Source organism: Frigoribacterium sp. CFBP 8751, assembly GCF_014841545.1.
Lineage (GTDB): Bacteria > Actinomycetota > Actinomycetes > Actinomycetales > Microbacteriaceae > Frigoribacterium.
This window is the reverse complement of the sequence record NZ_JACYUB010000001.1, coordinates 553,071-579,596: the sequence shown is the minus strand read 5'-3', so window position 1 is coordinate 579,596 and position 26,526 is coordinate 553,071. Positions and strand designations below refer to the sequence as shown.

Sequence of the window (26,526 nt, the reverse complement as noted above, 5' to 3'; positions counted from 1 at the left end):
CCCAGGCTCTGATAAATTTATCACCGTGCGATCTCCCCTCACCAACCCGTTCCAGGCGGGCTCCGACGTCGTCCCCGACGTCTGGGCCGGCCGAACCGAGCAGTTGAGCGACTGGCACCAGGTCCTGCGACCCCGCCGACGTGCGGGTCTTTACGAGACCGGACGGACGATCCTCGGCGAACCGGGCACCGGCAAGTCGAGTCTCGTCCGACGCATCGCCCGCGACGCCGCCGAGGCCGGCGACTGGGTCACGCCTCAGCTGCGCATGCCCACCGGGGCCGATCCCCTCAAGATCATCGCCTCCGCCGTCCTGCGACTGGCCGACCGCGCCGGGCTCCGCACCTCGACCCGGAGGGGCGTCCTCGACCTGCTCGCCAGGGTCGAGCAGGTGGCCGTGACCGGATTCTCGGTGACGACCCGCGGCGCCGACGGCCCCGAGCCGTTCACGGCCCTCTTCGAGCTCCTCGTCGAACTCGGCCAGGCGGCGATCGAGCAGGACGCCGTCGTGATGATCCACGTCGACGAGGTGCAGAACATCGGCGACGAGGCCGCCCTCTCGCAACTCCTCATCGCGCTCGGCGACGCCCTGTCGCACGAGGTCGAGGTCAGCGTGCCCGGTGGAGGCACGGTGTCCCGCTACCTGCCCGTCGCCGTCTACCTCACGGGCCTGCCCGACTTCGAGGACATGGCGGGTGCCCGGAAAGGGGCGACCTTCGCCCGACGGTTCCGCACCATCACGCTCGGTCCCCTCGACGAGGGCGACATCCTCGAGGCACTCCAGCCCTTCGTGATCGCGGGGTGGGAGACCGCTGGCGACCACGGTGCCGTCGAGACCGTCCGCATGGACCCTGCAGCGGCGAGGGCGATCGCGGCCCTCAGCTGCGGAGAGCCCTTCCTGTTCCAGCTCGCCGGCCAGCGGGCGTGGAACGTCGCGACGGCCCCCGTCGTCTCCGAGGAGGACGTCGTGGCGGGCTGGCGCGGCGCCGAGAGCGAGGCGTCGGCCCACGTCGAGCGCATCCTGAACCGCCTCCCCCCACGAGAGAACGAGTTCCTCCGGGCGATGGCGACGCTGCCCACCGCAGAACGCACCCTCAACGCGATCGCCGAGGCGATGGGCCTGGCCTCAGGTGCGCAGCTCGGGCCCACCTCGCAACGGCTCGACACGGTGCGTGGCGTGGTCAGCCGGGGCAAGCCGTACGCGTTCCGCAACCGTGCCGTCGAGGCCTACCTGACGACGGACTGGCCCCGGACCGCCTGAGCCCGGACGACAGCGCACTGGTCAGGCGGGACTCCCCCACTCCGCGGCGAGGCCCGGGTAGACGCGCAGGGCCGCGGCGGGCACGACTTCCCACGTGTCGAAGTCCTCTTCGGCGTGGCGCAGCTCCGCCATCGCGGGGTACTCGCCCGCCAGACCCCGGGGCCACTCCTCGAGCGGATCGTCGTGGTCGCGCTGCGCCTGACCGGACTCGCGCAGCGCCACCCGTCGCTCGTCGGACAACGGCCGGAGGACGCCCGCCTCCACGAGCCACTCGACGACTCGAGCGACGGCATCCCGGGCCAGGGTCGGCGGCCCCCCGACACCACGCCAGGTCAGTTCGTCCGCCAGGGCCGACTCGGCCGCTCCGGCCGATGCCACCCAGGGAACGGTGAAGTCGGGCGCGAACGGACCGCGGTCGTTGATCTCCGCCGCCGTGTAAGGGGCGTCGACGATCTCGACCAGCACGCGGGCCTCGGCCGCGGCGAACCATCCGGCGGCGGTGTCGGCGAGAGCACCGCCGCCTGCGTCCGAGACCTCCGGGTAGGCGATCGTGGCCCGACCCTCCGCCACCGTGTGACGTCGCCCGGGAAGGTCGCGGTCCCTCAGGTCCAACGAACGACGCTCGAGCGCCAGCGCCTCGGCGAGCGACTCGACCCGCCGTCTGATGTCGTCCCTGATGGAGAAGACGTCGACGAGACCGGCACCGATCGGATCGGGCACGTCCCAGTCCAGCACGGGGGTCGACCGGGGCACGGGGAACGCGTCCGGGCATCCGATCCGAACCACCAGGTCGGCCGCCCGGACCGGGGCCGCCATGATGCGTCTCGCCGACTGTCCGGGCTCCACCCAGGCCTTGTCCATGCCCATCACGATGGACACGTCGCGCTGCATCGCCGGCGGCACCGGCTCGTCCGGCGGATCGATGCCCCGGGCGTCGACGAAGTACTCGTCGTCGACGAGGACGCGCAGGTACGCGGCGGCCATGACGCTGCGCCCGATGCCCCTGGGGCTGACGACGAGCACGGTGCGGACCCGCGCCGGGTCGATCCGGGCCGCCGCCCGGCGGGAGCGACGGCGCAGTGCGGCCCCCGAGACGGGTTCGCCCGCGTCGGCGGCCGCCCCGGACGGCCGTCGCGTACGGCGGACGAAGAGCCACTCGCGGGCGAACAGCACGGCGAAGAACACGATGAGCACGAGGGCCGCCAGGGCACCGACGTAACCGAGTCCGACCTTGAACCAGACGGCACCGGCGATCGGCCACCCGGCGGCCAGCCGGGCTCGCTGCTCGGGGTCGGGGTCGACCCACGCGTTGGTGCTCATGACCACGACGTACACCGCGCTCAAGACGAACACCGGGAACACCCACAGGGCTCGTCGTTGCGACGCGGTCACCGTGGTCGTCCGTCCGACGTCGGCACGATCGGTCCCCCTCCGCCGAGGATCTCGTGCCCTCGGTGCAGGTCGATCCTGCCGCCCGCGACGCGCCGGGCGCCATCCCGCGTCGGAGGGCCACGCGCCTCCCGGGGCGCGGTGACGTCACCGCACAGCGAACGGCCCGGCCTGAGCGGGCGTGTTCGACGAGGGCGGGCGTCTTCGACCGACCGTGTTCGACGAACTCGCCCGGATCGGGCCCGGGCTGGTGCCTCCAGCCGGTGCCGGACTCAGCCCCTGCCGGGCTCAGCCCCGACGAACTCCGCCAGCGACGCCGCCAGGTGCCGCGTCGTCAGCCGTTCCTCGACCAGGGCCCGCCCCGCCGCGCCGAACGCCCGAGCCTCGGCCTCGTCGCCGAGCAGCCGCAGCACGTGTCCCGCGAGCGCCGACGAGTCCCCCACCGGCGCGAGCAACCCGGTGCGCTCGTGCTCCACGTAGTCCTCGATGCCCGGGGTGTTCGTCATCACGACGGGCCGCCCCGTCGCCATCGCCTCGAGGCTGACCGTCATGCCCGACGCGTGCAGGTTGTCGCGCGTCGCGACGGCCACGACCGAGGCCCGTGCGTACAGCTCGGCGAGTTCGCGGTGCGAGACGTGCGGCACCACGGTGACGCCCTGGGGCGGTGCCGCGTCGCTCGTCGTCTGCACGACCAGCTCGACGTCCGGTCGCTCGGCGTGGACCCGCTCGAGCGTCGCGAACAGGGTCGCCGGGTCGCGGTCGCGGTCGCCTCCGATGCTCAGCACCATCGGTCGCGTGGGCCACGGACGCGCCGCGAAGAAGTCCTCGTCGACCCCGAAGGTGAAGAACCCGACCGGCGGGCCGTCCTCGCCGACGAACCGTCGCAGCGGCTCGACCTGCCCGCGGCTGATCACCCAGAGGCCGCTCATCCGTCGCAGCACGTCACGCATGCGTCCGACGTCCTGCCCGCGCTCGACCCGGTCCGTCACCCAGATCACGCCCGTGTACATGCGCTCGTGCGGCCGTGCCAGCAACATCCGACGCGCGACGTTCTCGTCCCAGGCCACGCCGACGTCACTCGACGGGACCCCGGACGAGGAGGCGCGGCGCGGCGCCACCCGGTCGCGCAGCACCTGCAGGCGGCCGGGTTCCGCGACCGACGCGATGCGCGCCTCCGGGTCCGCGTCGCGCAGCGCCTCGAGGCCGTACGGCCAGAGGCCGGGCCGGAGGCCTGCCGCGTGATCGGCGGCCCAGCCGGTCACGTCGCGTTCGGTCGCGAAGAGGACCTCCATCACCGCGCCTCCTTCTCGTCGTCGCCGGTGCGGCCGCCGTGCACGCGCTCCTCGGCGGCCCGCTCGGCCACCGCTCGCTCGGCGATCGCCTGGTCGGTCGCGGTCTCGTCACCACGCTGCTCGTCGACGTCGAGGCCCGCGGCCGCCGTGGCGCCCTCGCCGTCCGCCGACTCGTCGACGACGCCGTCGCCACCCGCTCCGCCCGCCGCCGCCTCGGCCCGACGCCGCCCCAGGTCGCGCGAGACGTACCAGAGGTTCGGCACGAGCTGACAGAGCGCCACCGAGATCGCCGACCCGAGCACGGGTCCCGCGGCCCCGACCTGCCCGATGAACCACCACGACAGCCCCAGGTTGAGGGGGACCATCAGCACGATCGGCAGCACCTGGAAGACCAGTCCGGTCTTGTCGGTCATGTACATGCCGACCGGGTACTTGGCCGCCTGCAGGCCGACGAAGACCACGAAGCCGACGAGCATCCAGCCGTCGAGCGTGATGGCCCCGCCCGACACGAACCGCGCCAGGAACGGGCTGATCACGGCGAGCCCCGTGCCCAGCACGAGTCCGCCGAGCAGGAACCACAGCGTCGGCACGGTCGGCGACTCGACGCGCCCGGCCGAGCGGGCCGCCGCGTAGACCGGCCAGAGGGCGATGCCCGCCGCGGCGACGGTCTGCAGGACGATGCCGAACAGCTGCGAGGCGAGGTTGTACTGCGCGAGCTCGTCCGGGCCGGCCAGGTGGCTGAGCAGCAGGCGGCCCGTCTGCATCGCGACCGGCAGGGCGATCATCTGCACGAGCATCGGCCAGGCGAGGCCCAGGGCGGGCACGCCGCGGTAGCTGCGGACGCGCGGCACGAGCTTGACGGCCTGTCCGATCTGCGGCGACAGGGCGCGCGCCGCCACGATCAGGCAGATCACCGACACGAGGCTGTTGGCCACGTACGAGACGACCGCGAGGTAGCTGCCGATCGGCGCGCTGAACATGACGGCCGAGCCGATCGCGAGCAGCATGAACGGCGCCACGACGGCCTGGCTGGCGACCTGCGTGCTGGTCTTCTTCAGCCCCACCAGGATGCGCTGCCCGACCGTCAGCGGGATCACCAGGCCGAACACCGCCAGGCAGAGACCGGCCGCGAGCGAGCCGCCGTCGGGCAACAGCCCCTCACCCAGCAGGACGGGCCACCAGCCGGCGAGCGTGATGATCAGTGCGACGGCGACCATGATGCCGCCCGACACCAGCAGCACACGGAAGGCCGTGACGATCGAGCGCTTGACGAAGTCGTCCGTGCGGACCGACGACGACCCGGCAACGGCGTTGATGACGATCGCCGCGATGCCGAGGTCGGCGAACGGCAACAGGGTCGGGAAGGTCGAGAGCAGCCCGTACTGGGCGTAGGCGTCGGTGCCGAAGTTCTGGATGATCATGCGGCTCGTGATGATGCCGAGCACGCCCGACAGGCCCATCACGACCACCTTGATCGCCGCGGTCGAGCCCACGGCGGCCATCGCGCCGCCCCGGCGGGGACGCTCGGCCGAGCCCGTCGCCGACCGGCTCACGAGGCGCGCCCGAACAGTCGGTCGTCCGCGGCGAGCCGTCCGTCGCGGTCGGGCAGGTCGGCCAGCACGTCGTCGGCGGCACGGCTCGCGTCGAGCGCCGCGACGATCGCGTCGGCCAGCACCTGAGGCGAACGCGGGTCGGACGCGACCACGTGGCCGTGGGCGTCGAGCCAGTCGGCGAGGCCGGTCTCGGTCGTGGTGACGACGGTGCAACCGTGCGACAGCCCCTCGACGATCGGCAACCCCACCTGCTCGCGCCAGGTCGGGCTCGGCTGCGACCAGAGGACGAGCACGCGCGCCTCGTCGAGCACCGAGTGGATGCGCGGGCGCGACGGGTCGACCTCGACGGCGACCGAGGGCTCCGCGACCGACAGGGCCCGCGCCTCCTGCTCGAGGGCGCCCTTGCCGAGCAGCGTCAGCGTCGCCTGCGGGCGGGCGGCGACGACGAGCGGCCAGGCCGCCGCCAGCACGCGCAGCCCTTTCCGTTCGACGAACGACCCGACGAACGCGACCGCGGGCGGACGGACCCCGCCACCGCGGGCATCCTGGTGACGGGTCGGCAGCGCGGGCACCGAGGCCACGGAGGCCCGGGGCGACGGGGAACCGAGGAGGCGCGCGTACGTCTCGCGCGCCGCCTCCGTCCCGAAGACCACCCGGTCGAGCCGCCGCCAGACCGCGCGGGCCAGCACGCGTTCACCGCGTCGGCGCAGTCGCGTCCGCAGCCGCGGAGCGGTCGCCGACGTGAACGGGTCGGCGTTGCCGATCAGATAGCTCACCACCGCGGTCGGGCGACCGGTGATCCGGCGCCGCAGCGCCAGGGCCGTCAGCACGAGCGCGGTCGCCGGCAGGCTCGACGTCATGAGCGGCTCGTTGACCTCGAGGGTCTCGACGTCCGACCGCGCGATCAGCCAGGCCGCCCGCACCGGGCCGGCCGGCACGAGGTCGAGGCCCTCGGCGAGGGAGGCGTCGAAGTCGTACCGCGTCACCCGGTAGACGATGCTGGCCGGCGCGAGTTCGTGTGCCCGCTCGAGGTGCGCCGTGCGCAGCGACTCGTACAACCGGACGGCCGGGAGGCGCGGCGCGGCTCCCCGGGACGACCGAGCGACGGTCACGGGGCGTCGACGCCCCGACCGCCGGCCGGGCGGGAGGAGATCGAGGCCTTCGGCGCCGACGGGCCGCCTGCACGCTGTGCGCTCTCGGAGACGCCGTCGAGGACGACGCCGAGCACGGGCACCTGGACGCCGGTCAGGGCCCGGGCGGCCTGGACCAACTGGCCGCGGGACGAGTGGCCCACCGTGGCGACGAGCACGACGCCGTCGGTCAGGCGTCCGAGCTCGAGGGCGTCGGACGAACTGAGCACACCGGGGGTGTCGACGAGGACCACGTCGTAGCGCTCGCGCGCGGACTCGACGAACAGGGCCATCGACTTCGAGCTGAGCAGCGGGCTGGGGTTCGGGGGCACCTCACCGGTGGGGATGACGTCGACCCGGTCGCGCCAGGGCGTGACGGCGTCGGCGAACTCGAGGCGCCCCACGACGACGTCGGTCAGGCCCGTCTCGTCCGACACGGCGGCGAGGTCGGCGAGTCCGCCGCCCCGGAGGTCGGCGTCGATCACGAGGACGGACTGGCCGCGTTCGGCGTAGGCGAGTGCCAGGTCGAGGATGACGGCCGCGCGGCTCTCGCGGTCGTCGGAGCTGACCGACGAGACGGCGATCGTGCGGGCGACCGCGTCCACGTCGGAGAACTGGAGCTGCGCGCGGATGCGTCGGAAGTCGTCGGCCGCGGCCCCCTGGGGCTCGTCGGCGAACACCAGGCTGCCGCGTCGACGGCGTGCGACGCTGCCGAGCACGGGGGCGACGCGCAGCTCGTCGACGTCCGCCGTCGAGCGGAGGCGCGTGTCGACCACGGAGCGGACCAGGGCGAGGACGATGCCCAGGGCCCCGCCGATGGCGAGGCCGGTGAGCGCGATGAGACGGCGGTTGGGGCCCGCGGGCGAGTTCGGCGGCGTGGCCTCGGCGATGGGTGCCACACTCAGCGTCGACAGGCCGGCCGCGCTCTCGGGCGACAACGATCGGGCCTCGTCGCTCAGCGACCGGGTCACGGCGTTGGCGATGTCGGCCGCACGCTGACGGTCGGAGTCGACCACGGTGACGTCGATGATGACGGTGTTCAACGGGTTCTCGGCCGTGACCTGCCGGGCCAGCTGGACCGGGGTGAGGTCGAGCCCCAGGTCGGCGACGACCGGTTCGAGGACGACCGTCGACGTGGCCAGGCGGGTGTAGCTCTGCACCAGGTTCTGCGTGTACGACGACCCCTGGAGCAGCTCGTTCGGGTCGGAGCCCTCGGCGGCCGAGACGAAGACGCTGCTGGTCGAACGGAAGCTGTCGGGTCGCGTCTGGGCGTAGCCGTAACCGGCCGCACCACCGAGGAGCGCGAGGACGAGGATGACGGGCCAGCTCTTCACGAGCGCGCGCCAGTAGTGCTGAGGATCCAACTGACACTCCCGGGTTAAGTGGTTGAACCTGGCGAGCATACCCGCAGCGAACGGGGGCCCATGACCCCCCGACGGGGGCACCCCGGCGGTCGCACACGACGGATCACCCGCTCTCACCCGCCGACCGCCCGGTGGGGAGATCGGTGACGAGCCGTCCGCGGCGCGCGGCCGGGTCAGCGGGCGGGCAGCTCGACGCCCACCCAGCGCGGCCCGTGCGGGCTGATCGTCACCCGTCGGGGCTCGTCGGGCTCGTCGGGCTCGGCGGAGTGGTCGACGGGATCGCTCGGCGGGGTGACCCCCCGGGCACCCGTCGATGCGGCACCCGTCGGTCGCTCGATCACGACGTCGAGCCACGAGTCGGACACCCCGTCGAGCAGTCCCGCGCCCCACTCGACGACCACGATCGAGCCCTCGAAGTCGAGGTCCAGGTCGTCGAGCTCGGCCTCGCCCGACAGCCGGTACGCGTCGACGTGCACCAAGGGCGTGCCCGACGCGGTCGGGTGCGTGCGCGCCAGCACGAACGTCGGGCTCGCCACCTGCCCGCGGACCTCGAGCCCCTCGCCCAGGCCGCGCGTGAAGGTCGTCTTGCCGGCACCGAGCGGTCCGGTGAGGACCAGCAGGTCACCCGCTCGCAGCAGGCCGGACACCCGACGCCCCAGCGCCTCCATGGCGTCCGCGTCGGCGACGGCGAGCTCGACGGGACCGCCCGGGGTGGTCACGGGCGGCCGCCCACGTAGACGCGCGGCACCCGGGCGCCGACGCGGCAGGCGACCTCTTCGGGGATCGTGTCGGTGGCGTCGGCCCACTCGCCGATGGTCATCTCGCCCCGGTCACCCGGCCCGAACAGCACGACCTCGTCACCGACCGCGACCGGGTCGTCGCCCATGTCGACCAGGAACTGGTCCATGGCGACCCGGCCCACGATCGGCCGGGGGGCACCGTTCACGACGACGTGCACGGCGCCCTGCGCCCGGCGGCTGACGCCGTCGGCGTAGCCCAGGGGCACGAGGGCGAGCGTCGTGTCCGACGGAGCACGGAACGTGTAGTCGTACGAGACCCCGGTGCCCGCGGCGACGCGCTTGACCTTGACGACGGACGCGCTCAGCGTGAGCACCGGCCGCAGCCCGCGGTCGGCGGCGGTCACGCCCTCGGTCACGGGGATGCCCAGGCCGTTCGACCCCATGCGCACCATGTCGAACCGCCGCTCGGGGTGCTCGAGGGCGGCCGAGCTCGACGACATGTGCCGCTTCTCGACGGTGGCACCGAACGCCTCGGCGTCGGCCACGGCCTTCTCGAACACCCGGGCCGCGGCCTGGTCGTCGGCCTCGCTCGTCTCGCTGACGTGCGAGAAGATGCCACGCAGGCGGACCACGCCCTCGTCGCGCAACTCGACGGCGCGGGCGACGAAGGCCGGCCAGTCCGAGGGCAGGCAGCCCTCGCGGTGCAGCCCGGTGTCGATGGTCAGGTGGAGGAGGGCGACGCCACCGCGTGCCCGCGCGACCGCGGCCACGGACTCGAGCTGGTCGAGGGTCGACACCCCCAGGTCGACCTGCAGGTCGACGGCCGCCTCGAGGTCGTCCGACGGGCTGAGCTGCCAGGCGAAGAACGAGGCGTCGCCGCCGATGCCCAGACGTCGCATCCTCAGGGCCGGCTCGAGCTCGACCGTGCCGAACCAGCGGATGCCCGCCGCCACGGCCTCGGGCACGAGCACGTCGGCCCCGTGCGAGTAGGCGTCGGCCTTGACGATGGCCAGGATCTCGACCGGGTCGAGACGGGCGATCAACGACTCGAGGTTCGCCCGGTACGCGGCCAGATCGACCGTGGCCCGGCGCAGGGACGTCGCGGCGCTCATGCGGTGTACCTCCGGGTGAGGCCGGCGGCCAGGCACGCGACGACCTCGTAGGTGATGCCGCCCATGGCGTCGGCCCAGTCGGCGGCGGACTGCCGGCCCAGCGCCGGGTCGCCGAACAGCACGACCTCGTCACCGATCTCGACGGGGTCGTCGCCCACGTCGATCACGAGGGCGTTCATGGCGATGCGCCCGCGGACCCGGTACGTGCGCTGGCCGATCGTCACGGAGGCGCGCTCGCTCGCGGCCCGGTCGATTCCGTCCGCGTACCCGGCCGGCACGATCGCGATCGACGTGTCGCGCTCGGGGCGGAAGAGGTAGCCGTACGACACGCCCTCGCCCGCCGGGATGCGCTTGACGGTGGTCACCGGCGCCGTGACGGTCATGGCCGGACGCAGGCCGAGCTCGGCGGACGTGCGATCGGGGTAGGGGCTGAGCCCGTAGCTCGCGAGGCCGAAGCGCACCATCGTGGCCCTCGAGCCGACGTAGTCGAGCGCCGCCGCCGAGGCGGCGACGTGCAGCAGGGGCGGCCGCACGCCCCGCTCGTCGAGCATCGCGGCGGCCCGGGCGAAGCGGGCCGTCTGCAGGCCGTCCTCCTCGGACGAGGCGTTCGACACGTGGGTCATGAGGCCCTCGACCGGCACGACGGCGGCGTGGCCGGCCGCACGGTCGAACAGCTCGGGCCATTCGGACTCGACGGCCCCGTTGCGACTCAGACCCGTGTCGATCGCCAGGTGGACCGCCCGGACGCCGGCCGCCACGGCCGCCTCGAGCTGGTCGACGCTCGACACCGCCGGGGTGATGCCGAGCGCGGCGGCCTCGACGAAGTCCTCGCCGGGAGCGTGCAGCCAGGCGAGCACGGGCGCCTCCACACCGGCTCGTCGCAGGGCCAATGCCTCGGTCAGGTCGGCCACGCCGAGCCAGTCGACGCCGGCCTCGACGAAGGCCCGGGCGCACTCGACGGCACCGTGGCCGTAGGCGTTGGCCTTGACCACGGCCATGACTGCCGCCGGTGCGACAGCCGCCCGCAGCACCTCGACGTTGTGTCGCAGCGCGGCCGTGTCGACGGTGACGGTGACGTCGTGGGTCATCGGTCTGCCCCTTCGTGGTGTGCGTCGTCGTGGTCGGCGGGGACGTGGCCCGCGCCTTCGGCGACCACGTAGGCGACCGCCACCCCGCCGTCGTGGCTGAGCGACAGATGGAGGCGCGAGACGCCTCGCGAGTCCGCCAGCGACCGTGCTCCCCCGCTGAGCACGAGCGAGGGGGCTCCTTGGTCGTCGGAGACGACCACGACGTCGTGCCAGCGCACCCCGGTGGAGCCGCCCAGGGACTTGATCAGCGCCTCCTTGGCGGCGAAGCGGGCCGCCAGCGAGTGACGCCCGCGGGGACTGCCGTCACGGAGGACGAGCTCGTCCGCCCGGAACAGGCGCGTCGCGAGTGCCGGGGTGCGCTCGATGGAGCGGTCGAAGCGTTCGAGGTCGACGACGTCGACGCCGATCCCGACGATCACGTCCTCACCCGCCTGACGCCCTGCCCCGGCTGCACGACCCGCTACTCGACGGTGACCGACTTGGCCAGGTTGCGAGGCTGGTCGACGTCGAGGCCCTTGGCCGCGGCGAGCTCCATGCCGAAGATGTGCAGCGGCACGACCGACAACAGGGGCTCGAAGAGCGGGGCCGCCAGCGGGATGTGCAGCACCTCGTCGGCGAAGGGCAGCACGGCGGCATCGCCCTCTTCGGCGATCGCGATAACCCGGGCGCCGCGTGCACGGATCTCTTGGATGTTCGAGACGACCTTGGGGTGCAGCGATCGCGGGTCACGCGGGCTCGGGACGATGACGAAGACGATCTGACCGGGCTCGATCAGCGCGATCGGGCCGTGCTTGAGCTCGCCGGCGGCGAAGCCCTCGGCGTGGATGTAGGCCAGCTCTTTCAGCTTGAGCGCACCCTCGAGGGCGATCGGGTAGCCCACGTGGCGACCGAGGAACAGGACCGATCGGGTGTCGGCCATCCAGCCGGCGAGGGTCTTGATCCGCTCGGACGACTCGAGCACCTGCTCGATCTTGCCGGGGATCTCGTGCAGGTCGGCGACCTGCTCGGCGATGGCCTCGGTGCTCAGCGTGCCCCGCAGCGTCGCGAGGTGCAGGCCCAGCAGGAAGAGCGCGGTGCCCTGGGCGACGAACGCCTTGGTCGACGCGACCGCGACCTCGGGGCCGGCGTGCGTGTAGAGCACGGCGTCGGACTCGCGCGGGATCGTCGACCCCTGGGTGTTGCAGATCGAGAGCACCTGGGCGCCCTGCTCGCGGGCGTACTTGACGGCCATCAGGGTGTCCATCGTCTCGCCCGACTGGCTGATCGACACCACGAGGGTCTTCTCGTCGAGCACCGGGTCGCGGTACCGGAACTCGTGGGCCAGCTCGACCTCGACGGGCACGCGGGCCCACTGCTCGATGGCGTACTTGCCGAGGATGCCGGCGTAGGCGGCGGTGCCGCAGGCGATGACGATGACGCGGTCGACGGTCAGCAGGCGCTCGCGCACGCCGTCGAGCTCGGACAGGGTCACGGCCCCGTCGGCGGTGATGCGGCCGAGCAGCGTCTTCGCGACGGCCTCGGGCTCCTCGCTGATCTCTTTCGCCATGAAGCTGGACCAGCCGCCCTTCTCGGCGGCCGAGGCGTCCCAGTCGACCTCGAACTCGGTCGTCTCGACCGGCGCGCCGGTGAAGTCGACGACCTCGACCGAGTCGGGACGGATCGTCACCAGTTGGTCCTGGCCGATCGACATGGCCCGACGGGTGTGCGCGACGAAGGCGGCGACGTCGCTGCCGAGGAAGTTCTCGCCGTCGCCCAGGCCGATGACCAGGGGCGAGTTGCGGCGTGCACCGACGACGACGCCCGGCTGGTCGGCGTGCACGACGAGCAGCGTGAAGGCGCCGTCGAGGGTGTTGACGACCATGCGAAGGGCCTCGGTGAGGTCGCCGGAGGCGCGGTAGGCCCGGGCGACCAGGTGCGCGGCGACCTCGGAGTCGGTCTCGCTGAGGAACTCGACGCCCTCGGCGAGCAGCTCGGCCTTGAGCTCGGAGAAGTTCTCGATGATGCCGTTGTGGATGAGTGCGAGCTTGCCGTCGTCGGCGAGGTGGGGGTGCGCGTTCGCGTCGGTGGGGCCGCCGTGGGTCGCCCAGCGGGTGTGACCGATGCCGGTCGTGCCGTCGGTCAGCGGCGTCGCCTCGAGGTCGTCGACGAGCATCTGCAGCTTGCCGGCCTTCTTGCGGCTGCCGAGGTCGCCCGCGGCGTCGATCACGGCGACCCCCGCCGAGTCGTACCCGCGGTACTCGAGACGTTTGAGGCCGCCCAGCAGCACCTCGATGCTCTTGTCGCCCGTTCCGACGTATCCCACGATTCCACACATGCGGTCGATTCTAGAGGTTCCCGTCCGAGAGCCCGGCGGGCCGTGCCGACTCGCGCCGACCCCGGACCGGTAGCCTCGTGCGCATGGCCGAAGCCAACCCGACGACCGCGCCCTCCGCCGTGCACGCGAGCCCCTTCGTCGAGATCGGGCGCGACGCGTGGGCCGACCTGGCCCCGACGACGCGACTGCCGCTGACCGAGACCGAGATCGTGCAGCTGCGCGGCCTCGGCGACCGCCTCGACATGCGCGAGGTGCAGGACGTGTACGTCCCGCTCAGCCGTCTCCTCAACCTCTACGCCGCCGGTGCCCGCAACCTGCACCGGGCGACGAGCGACTTCCTCGGCGAACGGGCCCAGCGCACGCCGTTCGTGATCGGCGTCGCCGGGTCGGTGGCCGTCGGCAAGTCCACCGTCGCCCGCCTCCTGCGTGAGTTGCTCAGCCGGTGGGACGACACGCCCCGCGTCGAGCTGGTGACCACCGACGGGTTCCTCTACCCGAACGCCGAGCTCGAGCGCCGCGGCATCATGAGCCGCAAGGGGTTTCCCGAGTCGTACGACCGCCGCCACCTGCTGCGCTTCGTCTCACAGGTCAAGAGCGGCGCCGAAGAGGTGCGGGCCCCGTTCTACTCGCACACCAGCTACGACATCATGCCGAGCGCCGAGGTCGTCGTGCGCCGGCCCGACATCCTGATCGTCGAGGGGCTGAACGTGCTGCAGCCCGCCGTCGCCGGTCGGCTCGCCCTGAGCGACCTGTTCGACTTCACGCTCTACGTCGACGCCCGCACCGGCGACATCGAGAACTGGTTCGTCGACCGGTTCCTCGCCCTGCAGAAGAGCGCCTTCACGCAGGAGCGCTCGTTCTTCCACCGCTTCGCCGACATGAGCGAGCCCGAGGCCCGCTCGTTCGCCTCGGGCATCTGGAAGTCGGTCAACGAACCGAACCTGATCGAGAACGTGCTGCCGACCCGGTCACGGGCGACGCTCGTCCTGCGGAAGGCCGCCGACCACAAGGTCAGCTCGGTCCTGTTGCGCAAGATCTGACCCACCGCGACGGCGGCGCGTCCCGGTCAGGGGCGGTGTCCGGTCAGGAGGCGCGGGTCACGTCACCGGGACGTCGCACCCCGTCCGCCGCGCCGCTCAGAGGGCGAGTCGCTCGCGGACGACGTCGGCCAGCGCGTGGGCCACGCGGTCGGCGGTCGCCTGGTCGGCGGCCTCGACCATCACGCGCACGACGGGCTCGGTGCCCGAGGGACGGAGCAGCACGCGGCCGGTGTCGCCGAGTTCGTCCTCGAACCGGCGGACGGCCTCGGCCACGCCCTCGTCGGACGCGGCTCGCGAACGGTCGACGTCGCGCACGTTGATCATGATCTGCGGGAAGACCGTCATGACGGAGGCGAGCTCGGCCAGGCTCTTGCCGGTCGCGGCCATGCGGGCCACGAGCGAGAGGCCGGTGAGGATGCCGTCGCCGGTGGTGGCGTAGTCGGCGAAGACGATGTGACCGGACTGCTCGCCGCCGAGGGTGAAGCCGTGCTCGTTCATGTCCTCGAGCACGTAGCGGTCGCCGACCTTGGTCTGGCGGACCGTGATGCCGTGCTCGGCCATGGCGCGGATGAGGCCGAGGTTGCTCATCACCGTCGCGACGAGGGTGTCGTCGACGAGGGCGCCACGTTCTTTCTGTGCCAGGGCGATGATGGCCATGATCTGGTCGCCGTCGACCACGGCGCCGGTGGCGTCGACGGCCAGGCAGCGGTCGGCGTCGCCGTCGTGGGCGATGCCGACGTCGGCACCGTGCTCGAGGACGGCCTTCGCGAGGTTGTCGAGGTGGGTCGACCCCACGCCGTCGTTGATGTTGACGCCGTCGGGATCGGCCCCGATCAGGGTGACCCTCGCGCCGGCGTCGGTGAACACCTCGGGCGAGACGGCCGAGGCGGCCCCGTGGGCGCAGTCGAGGACGACGTGGATGCCGTCGAGCCGGTTCGGCAGGGCGCCGAGCAGGTGCAGCACGTAGCGGTCCTCGGCGTCGGCGAACCGACGGATGCGGCCGACGTCGCCACCGATCGGCATCAACTGCGGATCGGCCATGGCGGCCTCGATGCGGTCTTCGACCTCGTCGGGCAGCTTCGTGCCGCCGAAGGCGAAGAACTTGATGCCGTTGTCGGGCGCGGCGTTGTGCGAGGCACTGATCATCACGCCGAAGTCGGCGCCGATGTCGTCGACGAGGAAGGCCGCGGCGGGGGTCGGGATGACTCCGGCGTCGAGCACGTCGACACCCGAGCTGGCGAGCCCGGCACAGACGGCCGCGGTGAGGAACTCACCGGAGATGCGGGGGTCGCGCGCGACGACGGCGACGGGTCGTCGCCCCTCAGCGCGACGGGCATCGGCGTGATGCCCCTTCGTGAGCACCACCGCGCTCGCCTGGGAGAGCCCCAGGGCGAGCGCGGCGGTCAGTTCACGGTTGGCGAGGCCTCTGACACCGTCGGTACCGAACAAACGCGACATCGCGAGACCTGCCTTGTGTGGTGCTGGTTAGCGCTTCGAGAACTGCGAGGCCTTGCGGGCCTTCTTGAGACCGGCCTTCTTGCGCTCGATGACGCGGGCGTCACGGGTGAGGAAGCCGGCCTTCTTCAGCGTGGCGCGGTTGTTCTCGCGGTCGATCTCGTTCAGCGCACGGGCGATGGCGAGACGGAGGGCACCGGCCTGGCCCGAGGGGCCGCCACCGGTGACCTTGACGGCCACGTCGTACGAGCCGAGCAGGTCGAGGACCTTGAACGGGTCGTTGATCAGCTGCTGGTGCAGCTTGTTGGGGAAGTAGTCCTCGAGGGTGCGACCGTTCACGACGATCGTGCCGGAGCCGGGCGTGAGGCGCGCACGAGCGATGGCCTCTTTGCGACGACCGACGGCGGAACCGCCGACGCTCAGCACGGGGCGGGGCGTCGCGGCGGCCTCGGGGGCCGAGCTCTCGGTGGTGAAGCTCTCGGGAGCCTGGTCGATGGAATCTGCGATCTGAGCCACTGTGTGGGGGTCCTTAAGTCTGAAGGCGGACGCTACTGGGCGACCTGGTCGAGGGTGTAAACCGTGGGCTGCTGAGCAGCGTGGGGGTGCTCGGCACCCGCGTACACCTTCAGCTTCTTGATCTGGGCACGGCCCAGCGAGTTCTTCGGCAGCATGCCACGGATGGCCTTCTCGACCGCACGGGTGGGGTGCTTCTCGACCATCTCGGAGTACGTGGTGGCCGTGATGCCGCCCGGGTAGCCCGAGTGACGGTAGTAGAGCTTCTCGGCCAGCTTGGAGCCGGTGAGGGCCACCTTGTCGGCGTTGATGACGATGACGAAGTCGCCCATGTCCATGTGGGGGGCGAAGGTCGGCTTGTGCTTGCCGCGCAGCAGGGCTGCCACGTGGCTCGCGAGGCGGCCGAGCACGACGTCGTTGGCGTCGATGATCAGCCAGTTCGGCTGAACGTCAGCCGGCTTGGGGGAGAAAGTGCGCGTCACAGTAGTGCTGCTTTCTGGTCGAGGTGAGAGGTTCGTGAATCCCGCTCCGTTGCCGTTGTCACCGCAGAGACGATGAGAACGAGTCAGGTGGAGGGCTCAACTTCGGGCGAAAGCGCGCAGTTGCGCAGACACCAAGGCTTCACGTTACCCGACACGAGCGGGACGGTCAACCGCCGCCCGTCGCGCGTCGCCCGCCTCACGCGCGGGCGTCACTCCCCCAGCTGGTCGTGCGACCGCTTCACCTGCGTCAGGGCCACCCGGGCTGCCATCTCGTCGTCGGGCGGGTAGCCGACCTCGACCATCGTGAGCCCGTGGGCGGGCACGACGCGGAACTCGCCGTTGCGCTGGGCCTCGCGCCGGACGCCCACCGCACGATGCGCCTCCATCGCTCCCTCGCCGACGGCCACGCAGGCACCCACGAGGTTGCGCACGAGGTTGTGACAGAAGGCGTCGGCCTGCACCGAGGCGACGAGCACGCCGTCGGCCTCGCGCCGCCACGAGAACTCCTGCAGCTCGCGGATGGTGGTCGCGTAGTCGCGGTGGCGGCAGTAGGCGGCCCAGTCGTGCAGGCCGAGCAGCCCGGACGCCGTCGCGTTCATCAGCTCGAGGTCGAGGCGTTGGTCGTACCAGAGGGTGTGGCTGCGCCTCGTCGGGTCGCGCTCGGCACCACGGTCGGCGATGCGGTACTCGTACCGCCGCCAGAGCGCCCCGAAGCGGGCGTGGAAACCAGGAGGCGCGACTCGCGCACCCGAGATCACGATCTCGTCGGACGCGCCCGCGAGCCCGTTCAGCCGCCTGGCCAGCACGGTCGGGGCGTCGAGCGGGGACTGGTCGCGCATGCCGCGGTGCGGCTTCTGCAGCTGGGCGATCTGGGCGTCGGTGAGGTCGAGGTGCACCACCTGCCCGCGGGCGTGCACGCCGGCGTCGGTGCGACCCGCCACGGTCACGGTCGGCACGTCCCCCAGCCGGCGGAAGAGCGTCTGCAGCGCGGCCTCGATCTCGCCCTGCACCGTGCGACGGCCGGGCTGCTCGCTCCAGCCCGAGAAGCCGGTGCCGTCGTACGCGACCCCGAGACGGAGACGCGTGAGGGCCGGGTCGTCGATCGTCACCCGACGATCCTACGGGGCCGACACCGCGCCTCCTCGGTCTGCCGGGTGGGCGGACGACGACGGCGGCCGCGACCCGGTCACCCGGATCACGACCGCCGTCGGGCGCCTCCGCCTAGCCCATGCGGGAGGCGCGGTGCCGGACCACGAGGACCGTGCCGCCCATCGCCATCAGCACCAGGGCGAGCGCGAGCCACCCCGCCAGGGGCGCGGAACCCGTGAACGCGAGCGAGCCGTCCGCGGTCGGTGCGGTCGTGCCCGGGGTGACCACCCCGGGACCGGCACCCGGCACGGTCGGACCGGCTCCGGCTCCGGGCGTCGTGCCCGGGTCGGTCACCGGCGGAACGGGGTCGACGGGAGAGGCGAGCAGCGACACCCCGACGACGACCGGGTCGTGGTCGCTCGAACGGAACTGGTCGGCCTGGTAGAGCTGCCGCACGTTGTAGTTGAAGCGGCTGTACTCGAGGCCGATGCCCTCCCCCGAGTTGATGTTCCAGATGTCCACGCCCGTGACGGCCTCGGCCGCGGCGGGCGAGGCGAGCACGTGGTCGAGCGAACCGCTGAGGCCGCTGAACACGTAGCTGTACTCGTCGGTCTCGGTGGAGCCGAGGTCGACGTAGCCCGCGGCCCGCAGCACCTGGATCGGGTCCTCCTGGCTGTAGGCGTTGAAGTCGCCCAGCAGGAACACCTTGTCGGTTCCCGCAGCGGCCTCGCGTTCGGCGGCGAAGGCGACCAGGGCGTTCGCCTGGTTGACGCGCGAGCCGTTCGAACCGCCCTGGCCGTCACCCTGGTCGGCGTCCGCGCCCGAGCCGCTGCCCTTCGACTTGAAGTGGTTGGCGATGGCGACGAAGGTCGACTCGGCGTCACCGCCGACGGGACGGAAGGCCTGGGCGAGCGGCTGCCGAGCATTGCTGAAGGCAGCCGATCCGGTCAGGATCGTCGACCCTCCGACGGGCTCGGCGACGGACTTCTTGTAGATGAAGGCGAGACGGATGACGTCCTCGTTGGCGGGCAGCGCCTCCGGTGAGCGGGCATAGTCCCACACCTCGGCACCGGCCGCGGCGTTGAGCGCCCCGACCAGGGTCGCGAGCGCGGAGTCGCGGGGCTCGCCGAAGCGGGCCGAGTTCTCGATCTCCTCGAGCGACACGACGTCGGCGCCGAGGGCGTTGATCGCGGTGACGATCTTCACCTGCTGGCGGGCGAGGTTCTCGGCGTTCGCGGCACCACGAGCGTCGCAGCCGCTGTTCACCGTCACCGGCGCACCCGCGCGGTCGGTGTAGAACGTGCAACCGCGCAGCTGGTCGCCCGTCGTCGTGAAGTAGTTCAGCACGTTGAAGCTGGCGAGCTTCAGGTCGCCTCCCACCTCACGCGGGGCGTCGGTGCGGATGTCCTCGAACGTGACCGGCAGGTCGCCGTAGGCGGTGTCTCCGGTGAGACGGGCAGTCGGCTGGTACTTCCAGGCCGAGTTGCGGAAGTCGAACACGACCGGCTTCGTGAAAGCCACGGAAGCGCCCACCGTCACCGGGTTCTCGTTCGAGAGGTAGGGCACCGGGATCGACTGGTTGGCGGCCGTGAAGAAGTTCGTCGTGGCACCGTCGTCGAGGGTCACGGCACGGGCCGCGTTGTCGGCGACCACCGCCGCGTAGCCGGGCGAGCCCGGTCGGGCGACCTCGGTGGGCTGGATCAGCGGCCGGTCACCCGAGGCGAGCTTGACCTCGCCGTACTGGTTCGTCGTGTAGGTGTCCGCGACGGTGAACTCGCCCTGAGGCAGCACGAGCATGCTCTCGAGCGTCTCGCGCTGGGCGTCCGTGGCGGGCAGGCCGACGGTCGCCGCCCGCGGCGCCACCACGCTCGAGGCGTCGAGCGTCCTGAGCGACGACGCACCGGTGACGGTGATCTGCGTCAGGCCGAAGAACTCGGTGACCGCCCCGTCCACCTCGACGTAGTCGCCGACGGCGACCGAGGAGGCGGTGCTCGCGGAGTACACGAACAGTGCGTCCGACGCGAGGTGCGTCGCCAGGTCGAGCGCGCCTCCTGACCCCGGGGTCTGGATGACGTAACCGTCCAGGCCGCCCGTGGGGTAGGTCGCCGTGACGACGCCCCGCGTGGTCACCGTGCGACCGACGAACGGACTCGTGCCGGTCAGGCCCTGGACCTGCGCGATCGTCACGTCGGCCTCGGGGGTCGGTTCGGGCTGCGGCTCGGGCTCGGGGCCGGGATCGGTGCCCGTGCCGCCGGAGTTCTGCGGGGTGACGGTGGTCTGCGTCGAGAAGTCGGCCGCGTTGACGTCGGTGTCCGCACCAGCGGTGCGGGCCAACGAGTTGGGCGTCGGGTTCGTTCCGGTCACGGGAGCGACGGTCGTCTCGAAGGTGTTCGAGGCGCCGTAGCCGAGCAGGTCGACCACGCCCGGCGTCCCGGCGGGGATCGAACCGGGTGCGAGCGTCAACGGAACGGCGCCGTTCGACAGCAGGACCGTTCCCGTCGTGCCGCTCGGGTTGAGCGAGGCACTCGCGTCGGGGGCGGGCAGGTCGGCGCCCGTGGTGCCGTTGCCCGGGATCGCCACGAGGAAGTAGCCACCGGCCGCGATGGTGCCGGCGATTTCAGCGGCGGAGAACTCCCCGGCGCCCGTCGCCGAGCGGTACTGCAGGGACCAGCCGGCCAGCGACACCGACGCCGCCGTGGGGTTGTACAGCTCGACGAACTTGCGGTTGAAGGGAGCGTTGGCGCTGCCTCCCTTGAGGTAGGCCTCGTTGATGACCACCGACGAACCGTCGGGCGCGGCGAGGGCGGGCGCGGCGGTCACGAGAGGGGCGAGCCCGAGTGCGAGGGCCATGCCCGTCGTGAGGGCGAGGGCCTTGAGTGGCCGGGGGCGTGGGCGTGGGCGTGGCGACATGACGTCCTTCGTGATCGGGTCGGGCTCCGGTCACCGTAGGCGGCACAGGTGCACCACAGGTGTCGCAGAACAATCGCCAAGGTAAACGACCCCCGCCCGGGGGGCCAGTCCTCTCTTGTGCGGACCGCCTCCTGCTCCCTGCACGACGGAGGGCCCATCACCTCACGGTGACGGGCCCTCCGGGTGGTGCTGGTGGGACTACTTGGCTGCTTCGTCGTCCGACTTCGCAGCGGCGTCGGCCTCGACCTCGTCGGCGGCAGCCGTCTCGGTCTCGGTCTCGACGGGAGCCGACTCCTCGACGGTCTCGGTCTCGTCGACGGGAGCCTCTGTGGGCTCCTCGGCGACGGGCTCGGCGACCGGAGCCGCCGCGGCGGTGGTCTTCGAGTTCTTGACCTTGGGGCTCACGGGCTCGAGGACGAGCTCGATGGACACCATCGACGCGTTGTCACCCTTGCGGAAGCCGAGCTTCGTGATGCGGGTGTAGCCGCCGTCACGGTTCTCGACCAGCGGAGCGATCTCGGTGAAGAGGATGTGTGCGGCCTCTTTGTTGTTGCGCAGGGTCTGCATGGCGCGACGACGCGAGTGCAGGTCGCCACGCTTCGCGAAGGTCACGAGGCGCTCGGCGACGGGACGCAGGCGCTTGGCCTTCGTCTCGGTCGTCTTGATCGTCTTGTGCTCGAAGAGCGAAGCGGCCAGGTTGGCCAGCATGAGGCGCTCGTGCGCCGGGCCGCCTCCGAGGCGGGGTCCCTTGGTGGGCTTGGGCATTGTCTGTTCCTAAGTGAGTCGAGAGTGGAGGGCGTCGGGCGGAGAGACCTAGTTGGTGGTCTCTTCTTCGTCGTAACCGCTGTAGAAGTGGGCTCCGTCGAACCCGGGGACCGTGTCCTTCAGCGAGAGGCCGAGCTCGACGAGCTTGTCCTTCACCTCGTCGACCGACTTCTGACCGAAGTTGCGGATGTTCATCAACTGGGTCTCGGAGAGGGCGACCAGCTCGGACACCGTGTTGATGCCCTCGCGCTTCAGGCAGTTGTAGCTGCGGACCGACAGGTCGAGGTCCTCGATCGGGGTCTGCAGCTCGCTCGACAGGACGGCGTCGACCGGCGCGGGGCCGATCTCGATGCCCTCGGCGGCGGTGTTGAGTTCGCGGGCCAGACCGAACAGCTCGGTCAGCGTGCGACCGGCCGACGCGATGGCGTCGCGCGGCGAGATCGACGGCTTCGACTCGACGTCGACGACCAGACGGTCGAAGTCGGTGCGCTCACCGGCACGCGTCGCCTCGACGCGGTAGGTGACCTTGAGCACGGGCGAGTAGATCGAGTCGATCGGGATCTGACCGGCTTCGCTGAACTCGCTGCGGTTCTGCACGGCCGACACGTAGCCGCGGCCACGCTCGATCGTGAGCTCGAGTTCGAACTTCGCCTTGTCGTTCAGCGTGGCGATGACGAGCTCGGGGTTGTGGATCTCGACACCGGCCGGAGCCGAGATGTCGGCGGCCGTGACCTGGCCGGCACCCTGCTTGCGCAGGTAAGCCGTGATGGGCTCGTCGTGCTCGCTGGCGACGACCAGCTGCTTGATGTTGAGGATGACCTCGGTGACGTCTTCCTTCACACCGGGGACGGTCGTGAACTCGTGCAGCACGCCGTCGATGCGGATGCTGGTGACAGCAGCGCCGGGGATCGACGAGAGAAGCGTGCGGCGCAGCGAGTTGCCGAGGGTGTAACCGAAGCCGGGCTCGAGGGGCTCGATCACGAAGCGGGAGCGGAACTCCGAGATGTTCTCCTCGGTGAGGGTGGGGCGCTGTGCAATGAGCACTGTTTATTCCTTTCGGCGAAGAGTCCGCTATATGACTCTTGGCGGTACGACAGGTGGCTGGCCCGTCGGGTCTGTTGAGTTGTGGCACCTCGGGCGAACACGCAGGAGGCGGTGCTGACGCGGGGGAGCCCGCCGCACCGGCGGACCCCGAAGAGGGGCCCGTGCCGGTGTGGCGGGCGGTAACTCAGTTAGACGCGACGACGCTTCGGCGGGCGGCAGCCGTTGTGCGCCTGAGGGGTGACGTCGTTGATCGAACCGACCTCGAGGCCTGCGGCCTGGAGCGAACGGATCGCCGTCTCGCGACCCGAACCCGGGCCCTTGACGAAGACGTCGACCTTCTTGACGCCGTGCTCCTGCGCCTGACGGGCGGCGGACTCGGCGGCGAGCTGCGCGGCGAAGGGGGTCGACTTGCGCGAACCCTTGAAGCCGACGGCGCCGGACGAGGCCCAGCTCAGGACGGCGCCCGAGGGGTCGGTGATCGAGACGATCGTGTTGTTGAACGTGCTCTTGATGTGGGCCTGACCCACGGCGACGTTCTTCTTCTCTTTGCGGCGGGGCTTACGCGCGGCCGTCTTCGGTGCTGCCAATTTTTTCTCCTACAACCTTGAGGGGCGTACGGCGGGAGCCGAGGCCTATCGAGCCTTCTTCTTGCCGGCGACGGTGCGCTTCGGGCCCTTGCGGGTACGAGCGTTCGTCTTGGTGCGCTGGCCGCGGACGGGGAGGCCGCGGCGGTGGCGGATGCCCTCGTAGCTGCCGATCTCGACCTTGCGGCGGATGTCGGCGGCCACCTCGCGGCGGAGGTCGCCCTCGACCTTGTAGTTGCCCTCGATGTAGTCGCGGAGCAGGACGAGCTGGTCGTCCGTGAGGTCCTTGACGCGGATGTTGCCGTCGATCTCGGTCTCGGCGAGAGTCTTGAGCGCGCTGGTGCGGCCGACTCCGTAGATGTAGGTCAGTGCGACTTCGACGCGCTTGTCGCGCGGGATGTCAACGCCTGCTAGACGTGCCATGATGGCCTCTTTTCAGAGATGGTGGAGGTCTGTCACAGCACCGGTGCCCGGGCCTCCGACCCGGGGTGTCCCCCGCCTCCGTCCACCCTGTCGGGCGTCCGTGACGAGTTCTGGTGCTGCTGGGAGGGTGTTGCTGTGTGACCCGGCTCGGCCGGGTCGGCATCGGCACGCCGCCGGAGCGGCGGACGAGTCAGCCCTGGCGCTGTTTGTGGCGCGGGTTGCTCTTGCAGATGACCATGACGTTGCCCTTGCGGCGGATGACCTTGCAGTGCTCGCAGATGGGCTTGACGCTGGGGTTGACCTTCATTGCTGATTCCTTGATCTCGCTGGCTTCGTGCCCCACGGGTGCGTGGGGCCGTTCCTTTCCAGCACGCCCTACTTGTAGCGGTAGACGATCCGGCCGCGGGTCAGGTCGTAGGGGCTGAGCTCCACGATCACACGGTCTTCGGGCAGGATGCGGATGTAGTGCTGCCGCATCTTGCCGGAGATGTGCGCGAGGACCCTGTGTCCGTTGGTCAACTCAACGCGGAACATCGCGTTGGGCAGAGCTTCGATCACTGCGCCTTCGATTTCGATGACACCGTCTTTTTTGGCCATAGCCTCACTGTCGCTAAGAATAGGGGTGTTGGTCGTGCGGGGATGCGATGCCCAGGCGCGCAGAAACGCACATGGAACACCAAAGATCGATCCTAGGTGATGCCGGTATAGTTCAGCAACCCGGCTGGTCAACCCGACACGCCGGAGCACCCGTCGACCTTCGCTGCCCGCCTCAGCCGTGGTCTCGCCGGGGATGCATCACGACTGCCGGGAGCACCATGCCTGACCGCTCGACCACCCCCTCTTCCCCTCGGGGCGTCGCTCGCCACGGTCGACTCCGTCGCCGAGGACCCTTCCGCATGCTGCTGGCGCTCGTCGCCGGGGCGATGGCCGTCGTGCTCGTGAGCGGCGTGTCCGTCGCGGCGATCGCGGTCCGCACCGCGACCTCCGGGGTGAAGACCGTCTCGCTGGGCAACGAGGACGAGGTCGCCGGGGTCGACATCTCGGCCATCGAGGGCGGAGCCAACATCCTGCTGGTGGGCAGCGACGAACGCGACGACGGCAGCCAGGTCGACGCCGGCGAGGTCGACGGCATCCGCAACGACGTGACGATCCTGGCCCACCTCTCGGCGGACCACACCCAGCTGACGGCCGTGAGCTTTCCCCGTGACCTCATGATCGACGTACCCGAATGCGTCGGCGACGACGGCCAGGTGTACCCGGCCGAGGACCACGTGCAGTTCAACACGACCCTCGGACGCGGTGGGCTCTCGTGCACCGTCAAGACGGTCGAGGGCATGACCGGACTGGCGATCCCCTACGCCGGCAAGATCACGTTCGACGGCGTCATCGAGATGTCGAACGCCATCGGTGGGGTCGACGTCTGCGTCACGCGGACGATCCGCGACACCGACTCGGGCATCGACCTGACTGCGGGCACCCACACCCTGCAGGGTGCCGAGGCCCTCGCCTTCCTGCGGACCCGACACGGCGTCGGCGACGGTAGTGACATCGCGCGCATCAGCTCGCAACAGGTCTTCCTGTCGTCGATGATGCGCAAGATCATCTCGGGCGGCACACTCGGCGACGTGACGACGCTCTACAAACTCGCCTCGGCCGCCCTGAGCAACATGACGTTGTCGTCCACCCTCGACTCCCCCGACACGCTCGTGCGCCTGGCCCTCGCGCTGAAGGACATCCAGCCCGCGGGGATCGTCTTCGTGCAGTACCCGGTCGTCGACGACCCGCGCGACTCGAACCGGGTGATCGAGTCCACGACCGACGCCGCAGCCCTGAACGCCGCTCTCAACGCCGACGAGAAGTTCACCCTCGGCGACGACAGCGCGGGGCGTGGCTCCGTCTCGGACGGGACCGCCCCCGCCGAGACCACGGCTCCCGCCGTGCCGAGCGATGCGCCGTCGCCGTCCGATCCGGCTACCGACTCCACGGGCCCGGTCGACCCCTCCACGACGACCGCGCCGACGACCACGTTGCCGTCGACGATCACGGGGCAGTCGGCGGCCGAGGCCACCTGCAGCGTCGGCTCGTCCCGCTGAGCCGCACCGCGCCTCCTCGGCGTCTCCGGCGTGAGCCGAGGAGGCGCGGGTCAGGCGATCGGGACGGGTGTCACTCCCAGCGGTGCCAGCCCCGCGGCTCCGCCGTCGTGCGCCGTGAGCACCCAGATGCCGCCCTCGTGGACCGCGATCGAGTGCTCCCAGTGCGCGGCCAGTGAGCCGTCGCGCGTGCTGACGGTCCACCCGTCGTCGTGGGTGACGGTGTCGATGCCGCCCGTAGTCACCATGGGCTCGATGGCGATGACCAACCCGGGCCTGACGGCGGGGCCACGTCCGCGGACGCGGTAGTTGAAGACCGGGGGGTCTTCGTGCATCGACCGCCCGATGCCGTGCCCGGTGTAGTCCTCGATGATGCCGTAGTCGCCCTGCGCGTCGATGTAGTCCTCGATGGCCCCACCGACCTCGTTCAGGTGCGAAGCCGAGGCCAGGGCGGCGATGCCGTGCCAGAGGGATTGCTCGGTGACCTCGTTCAGGCGGCGGCGCTCGGCCACGACGTCGGGGCGGTCGACGTCGTCCAGGACGAACGTGCGTGCGCTGTCGCCGTTCCACCCGTCGAGTTGCGCGCCGCTGTCGACCGAGACGAGGTCGCCCGGGGCCAGGACGCGAGAGCCCGGGATGCCGTGCACGACCTCGTCGCCGACCGACGCGCACACCGTGTGGCGGTACCCGGGCACCAACATGAAGTTGGGTTCCCCCCCACCGTCGCGGATGGCGGCCTCGGCCACGGCATCGAGCTCGATGGTCGACACGCCGGATCGCACGGCGGCCTGGACGGCATCGAGCGATGCTGCCGTCAGGAGTCCCGGCCCGACCAGACGTCGCAGTTCGTCGGCGGTCTTGTAGATGCCGGAGCGGCGGAACGCCACGACG

At 71.3% G+C, this 26,526-nt stretch carries 25 protein-coding genes; 3 read left to right on the top strand and 22 right to left on the bottom strand.

The window, feature by feature from the left end:
* The first annotated feature begins 25 nt into the window (after positions 1-25).
* The gene (locus IFT88_RS02885; protein ID WP_192118773.1) at positions 26-1,258 is read left to right on the top strand and encodes an AAA family ATPase; all 1,233 of its coding nucleotides are present in this window, start codon (positions 26-28) and stop codon (positions 1,256-1,258) included.
* Positions 1,259-1,279: 21 nt separating this feature from the next.
* Here the strand turns inward: IFT88_RS02885 and IFT88_RS02880 are convergent, their stop codons facing one another.
* From IFT88_RS02880 to glmS, 10 genes are all read right to left on the bottom strand, one after another.
* A complete protein-coding gene (locus tag IFT88_RS02880) occupies positions 1,280-2,578 on the bottom strand; it encodes an arsenate-mycothiol transferase ArsC (protein WP_192118771.1) in 1,299 nt (432 codons plus the stop codon).
* 341 nt (positions 2,579-2,919) lie between these two features.
* Positions 2,920-3,939, bottom strand: a complete 1,020-nt coding sequence (locus IFT88_RS02875) for a glycosyltransferase family 4 protein (RefSeq protein ID WP_192118769.1) — start codon at positions 3,937-3,939, stop codon at positions 2,920-2,922.
* Positions 3,939-5,492, bottom strand: a complete 1,554-nt coding sequence (locus tag IFT88_RS02870; RefSeq protein ID WP_199858863.1) for a polysaccharide biosynthesis protein — start codon at positions 5,490-5,492, stop codon at positions 3,939-3,941. The genes IFT88_RS02875 and IFT88_RS02870 overlap by 1 nt, the downstream gene beginning before the upstream one ends.
* Positions 5,489-6,604, bottom strand: coding sequence for a glycosyltransferase (locus IFT88_RS02865; protein ID WP_192118767.1), 1,116 nt, complete (start codon positions 6,602-6,604; stop codon positions 5,489-5,491). The genes IFT88_RS02870 and IFT88_RS02865 overlap by 4 nt, the downstream gene beginning before the upstream one ends.
* The gene (locus IFT88_RS02860; protein WP_171007229.1) at positions 6,601-7,986 is read right to left on the bottom strand and encodes a polysaccharide biosynthesis tyrosine autokinase; all 1,386 of its coding nucleotides are present in this window, start codon (positions 7,984-7,986) and stop codon (positions 6,601-6,603) included. Before IFT88_RS02860 ends, IFT88_RS02865 begins: the two co-directional genes overlap by 4 nt.
* Positions 7,987-8,159: 173 nt before the next feature.
* Entirely contained in the window at positions 8,160-8,654 is a 495-nt protein-coding gene (gene tsaE, locus IFT88_RS02855; RefSeq protein ID WP_192119410.1) for a tRNA (adenosine(37)-N6)-threonylcarbamoyltransferase complex ATPase subunit type 1 TsaE, read from the bottom strand.
* 47 nt (positions 8,655-8,701) lie between these two features.
* Positions 8,702-9,838: an alanine racemase gene (gene alr / locus IFT88_RS02850; RefSeq protein WP_192118765.1), complete on the bottom strand. Its 1,137-nt coding sequence runs from the start codon at positions 9,836-9,838 to the stop codon at positions 8,702-8,704.
* Positions 9,835-10,926: an alanine racemase gene (gene alr / locus IFT88_RS02845; protein WP_192118763.1), complete on the bottom strand. Its 1,092-nt coding sequence runs from the start codon at positions 10,924-10,926 to the stop codon at positions 9,835-9,837. The genes alr (IFT88_RS02850) and alr (IFT88_RS02845) overlap by 4 nt, the downstream gene beginning before the upstream one ends.
* Positions 10,923-11,345, bottom strand: coding sequence for a holo-ACP synthase (locus tag IFT88_RS02840; protein WP_043593306.1), 423 nt, complete (start codon positions 11,343-11,345; stop codon positions 10,923-10,925). The genes alr (IFT88_RS02845) and IFT88_RS02840 overlap by 4 nt, the downstream gene beginning before the upstream one ends.
* Before the next feature lie 41 nt (positions 11,346-11,386).
* Positions 11,387-13,240, bottom strand: a complete 1,854-nt coding sequence (gene glmS, locus IFT88_RS02835) for a glutamine--fructose-6-phosphate transaminase (isomerizing) (RefSeq protein ID WP_192118761.1) — start codon at positions 13,238-13,240, stop codon at positions 11,387-11,389.
* Positions 13,241-13,323: 83 nt separating this feature from the next.
* Between glmS and coaA the strand changes: the two genes are divergently transcribed.
* Positions 13,324-14,280 carry a type I pantothenate kinase gene (gene coaA / locus IFT88_RS02830; RefSeq protein ID WP_192118759.1) on the top strand — a complete coding sequence of 319 codons (957 nt, stop codon included), beginning with the start codon at positions 13,324-13,326 and terminating at the stop codon, positions 14,278-14,280.
* Between the two features lie 96 nt (positions 14,281-14,376).
* Here coaA and glmM read toward each other — a convergent pair whose 3' ends face one another.
* From glmM to infA, 11 genes are all read right to left on the bottom strand, one after another.
* On the bottom strand, positions 14,377-15,738 hold the full coding sequence (gene glmM, locus IFT88_RS02825; RefSeq protein ID WP_043593312.1) for a phosphoglucosamine mutase: 1,362 nt from the start codon (positions 15,736-15,738) through the stop codon (positions 14,377-14,379).
* 27 nt (positions 15,739-15,765) lie between these two features.
* On the bottom strand, positions 15,766-16,251 hold the full coding sequence (gene rpsI / locus IFT88_RS02820) for a 30S ribosomal protein S9 (protein ID WP_082059799.1): 486 nt from the start codon (positions 16,249-16,251) through the stop codon (positions 15,766-15,768).
* A gap of 32 nt (positions 16,252-16,283) precedes the next feature.
* The gene (gene rplM / locus IFT88_RS02815) at positions 16,284-16,730 is read right to left on the bottom strand and encodes a 50S ribosomal protein L13 (protein ID WP_043593314.1); all 447 of its coding nucleotides are present in this window, start codon (positions 16,728-16,730) and stop codon (positions 16,284-16,286) included.
* Between the two features lie 209 nt (positions 16,731-16,939).
* Positions 16,940-17,839, bottom strand: a complete 900-nt coding sequence (locus IFT88_RS02810; protein WP_342212056.1) for a tRNA pseudouridine synthase A — start codon at positions 17,837-17,839, stop codon at positions 16,940-16,942.
* 112 nt (positions 17,840-17,951) lie between these two features.
* Positions 17,952-20,669 carry an ExeM/NucH family extracellular endonuclease gene (locus IFT88_RS02805; RefSeq protein WP_192118757.1) on the bottom strand — a complete coding sequence of 906 codons (2,718 nt, stop codon included), beginning with the start codon at positions 20,667-20,669 and terminating at the stop codon, positions 17,952-17,954.
* A gap of 258 nt (positions 20,670-20,927) precedes the next feature.
* Complete coding sequence (gene rplQ, locus IFT88_RS02800; protein ID WP_043593320.1) at positions 20,928-21,494, bottom strand: 50S ribosomal protein L17; 567 nt, start codon at positions 21,492-21,494, stop codon at positions 20,928-20,930.
* 48 nt (positions 21,495-21,542) lie between these two features.
* Positions 21,543-22,538 carry a DNA-directed RNA polymerase subunit alpha gene (locus IFT88_RS02795; protein WP_043593322.1) on the bottom strand — a complete coding sequence of 332 codons (996 nt, stop codon included), beginning with the start codon at positions 22,536-22,538 and terminating at the stop codon, positions 21,543-21,545.
* Positions 22,539-22,726: 188 nt separating this feature from the next.
* Positions 22,727-23,125 (bottom strand): 30S ribosomal protein S11, encoded by a 399-nt coding sequence (gene rpsK / locus IFT88_RS02790; protein ID WP_043593323.1) that lies wholly within the window; start codon positions 23,123-23,125, stop codon positions 22,727-22,729.
* Positions 23,126-23,170: 45 nt separating this feature from the next.
* Positions 23,171-23,545 (bottom strand): 30S ribosomal protein S13, encoded by a 375-nt coding sequence (gene rpsM, locus IFT88_RS02785; protein ID WP_043593325.1) that lies wholly within the window; start codon positions 23,543-23,545, stop codon positions 23,171-23,173.
* Positions 23,546-23,735: 190 nt separating this feature from the next.
* On the bottom strand, positions 23,736-23,852 hold the full coding sequence (rpmJ, locus tag IFT88_RS02780) for a 50S ribosomal protein L36 (RefSeq protein ID WP_043593327.1): 117 nt from the start codon (positions 23,850-23,852) through the stop codon (positions 23,736-23,738).
* 68 nt (positions 23,853-23,920) lie between these two features.
* Complete coding sequence (infA, locus tag IFT88_RS02775; protein ID WP_043593329.1) at positions 23,921-24,142, bottom strand: translation initiation factor IF-1; 222 nt, start codon at positions 24,140-24,142, stop codon at positions 23,921-23,923.
* A 299-nt stretch (positions 24,143-24,441) separates the two neighbouring features.
* On the opposite strand from infA, the gene IFT88_RS02770 reads away from it, so the two are divergent.
* Entirely contained in the window at positions 24,442-25,638 is a 1,197-nt protein-coding gene (locus IFT88_RS02770; protein WP_052505102.1) for an LCP family protein, read from the top strand.
* A 50-nt stretch (positions 25,639-25,688) separates the two neighbouring features.
* On the opposite strand, the gene map is transcribed toward IFT88_RS02770, so the two are convergent.
* On the bottom strand, positions 25,689-26,522 hold the full coding sequence (map, locus tag IFT88_RS02765; RefSeq protein ID WP_192118755.1) for a type I methionyl aminopeptidase: 834 nt from the start codon (positions 26,520-26,522) through the stop codon (positions 25,689-25,691).
* Positions 26,523-26,526 lie beyond the last annotated feature (4 nt).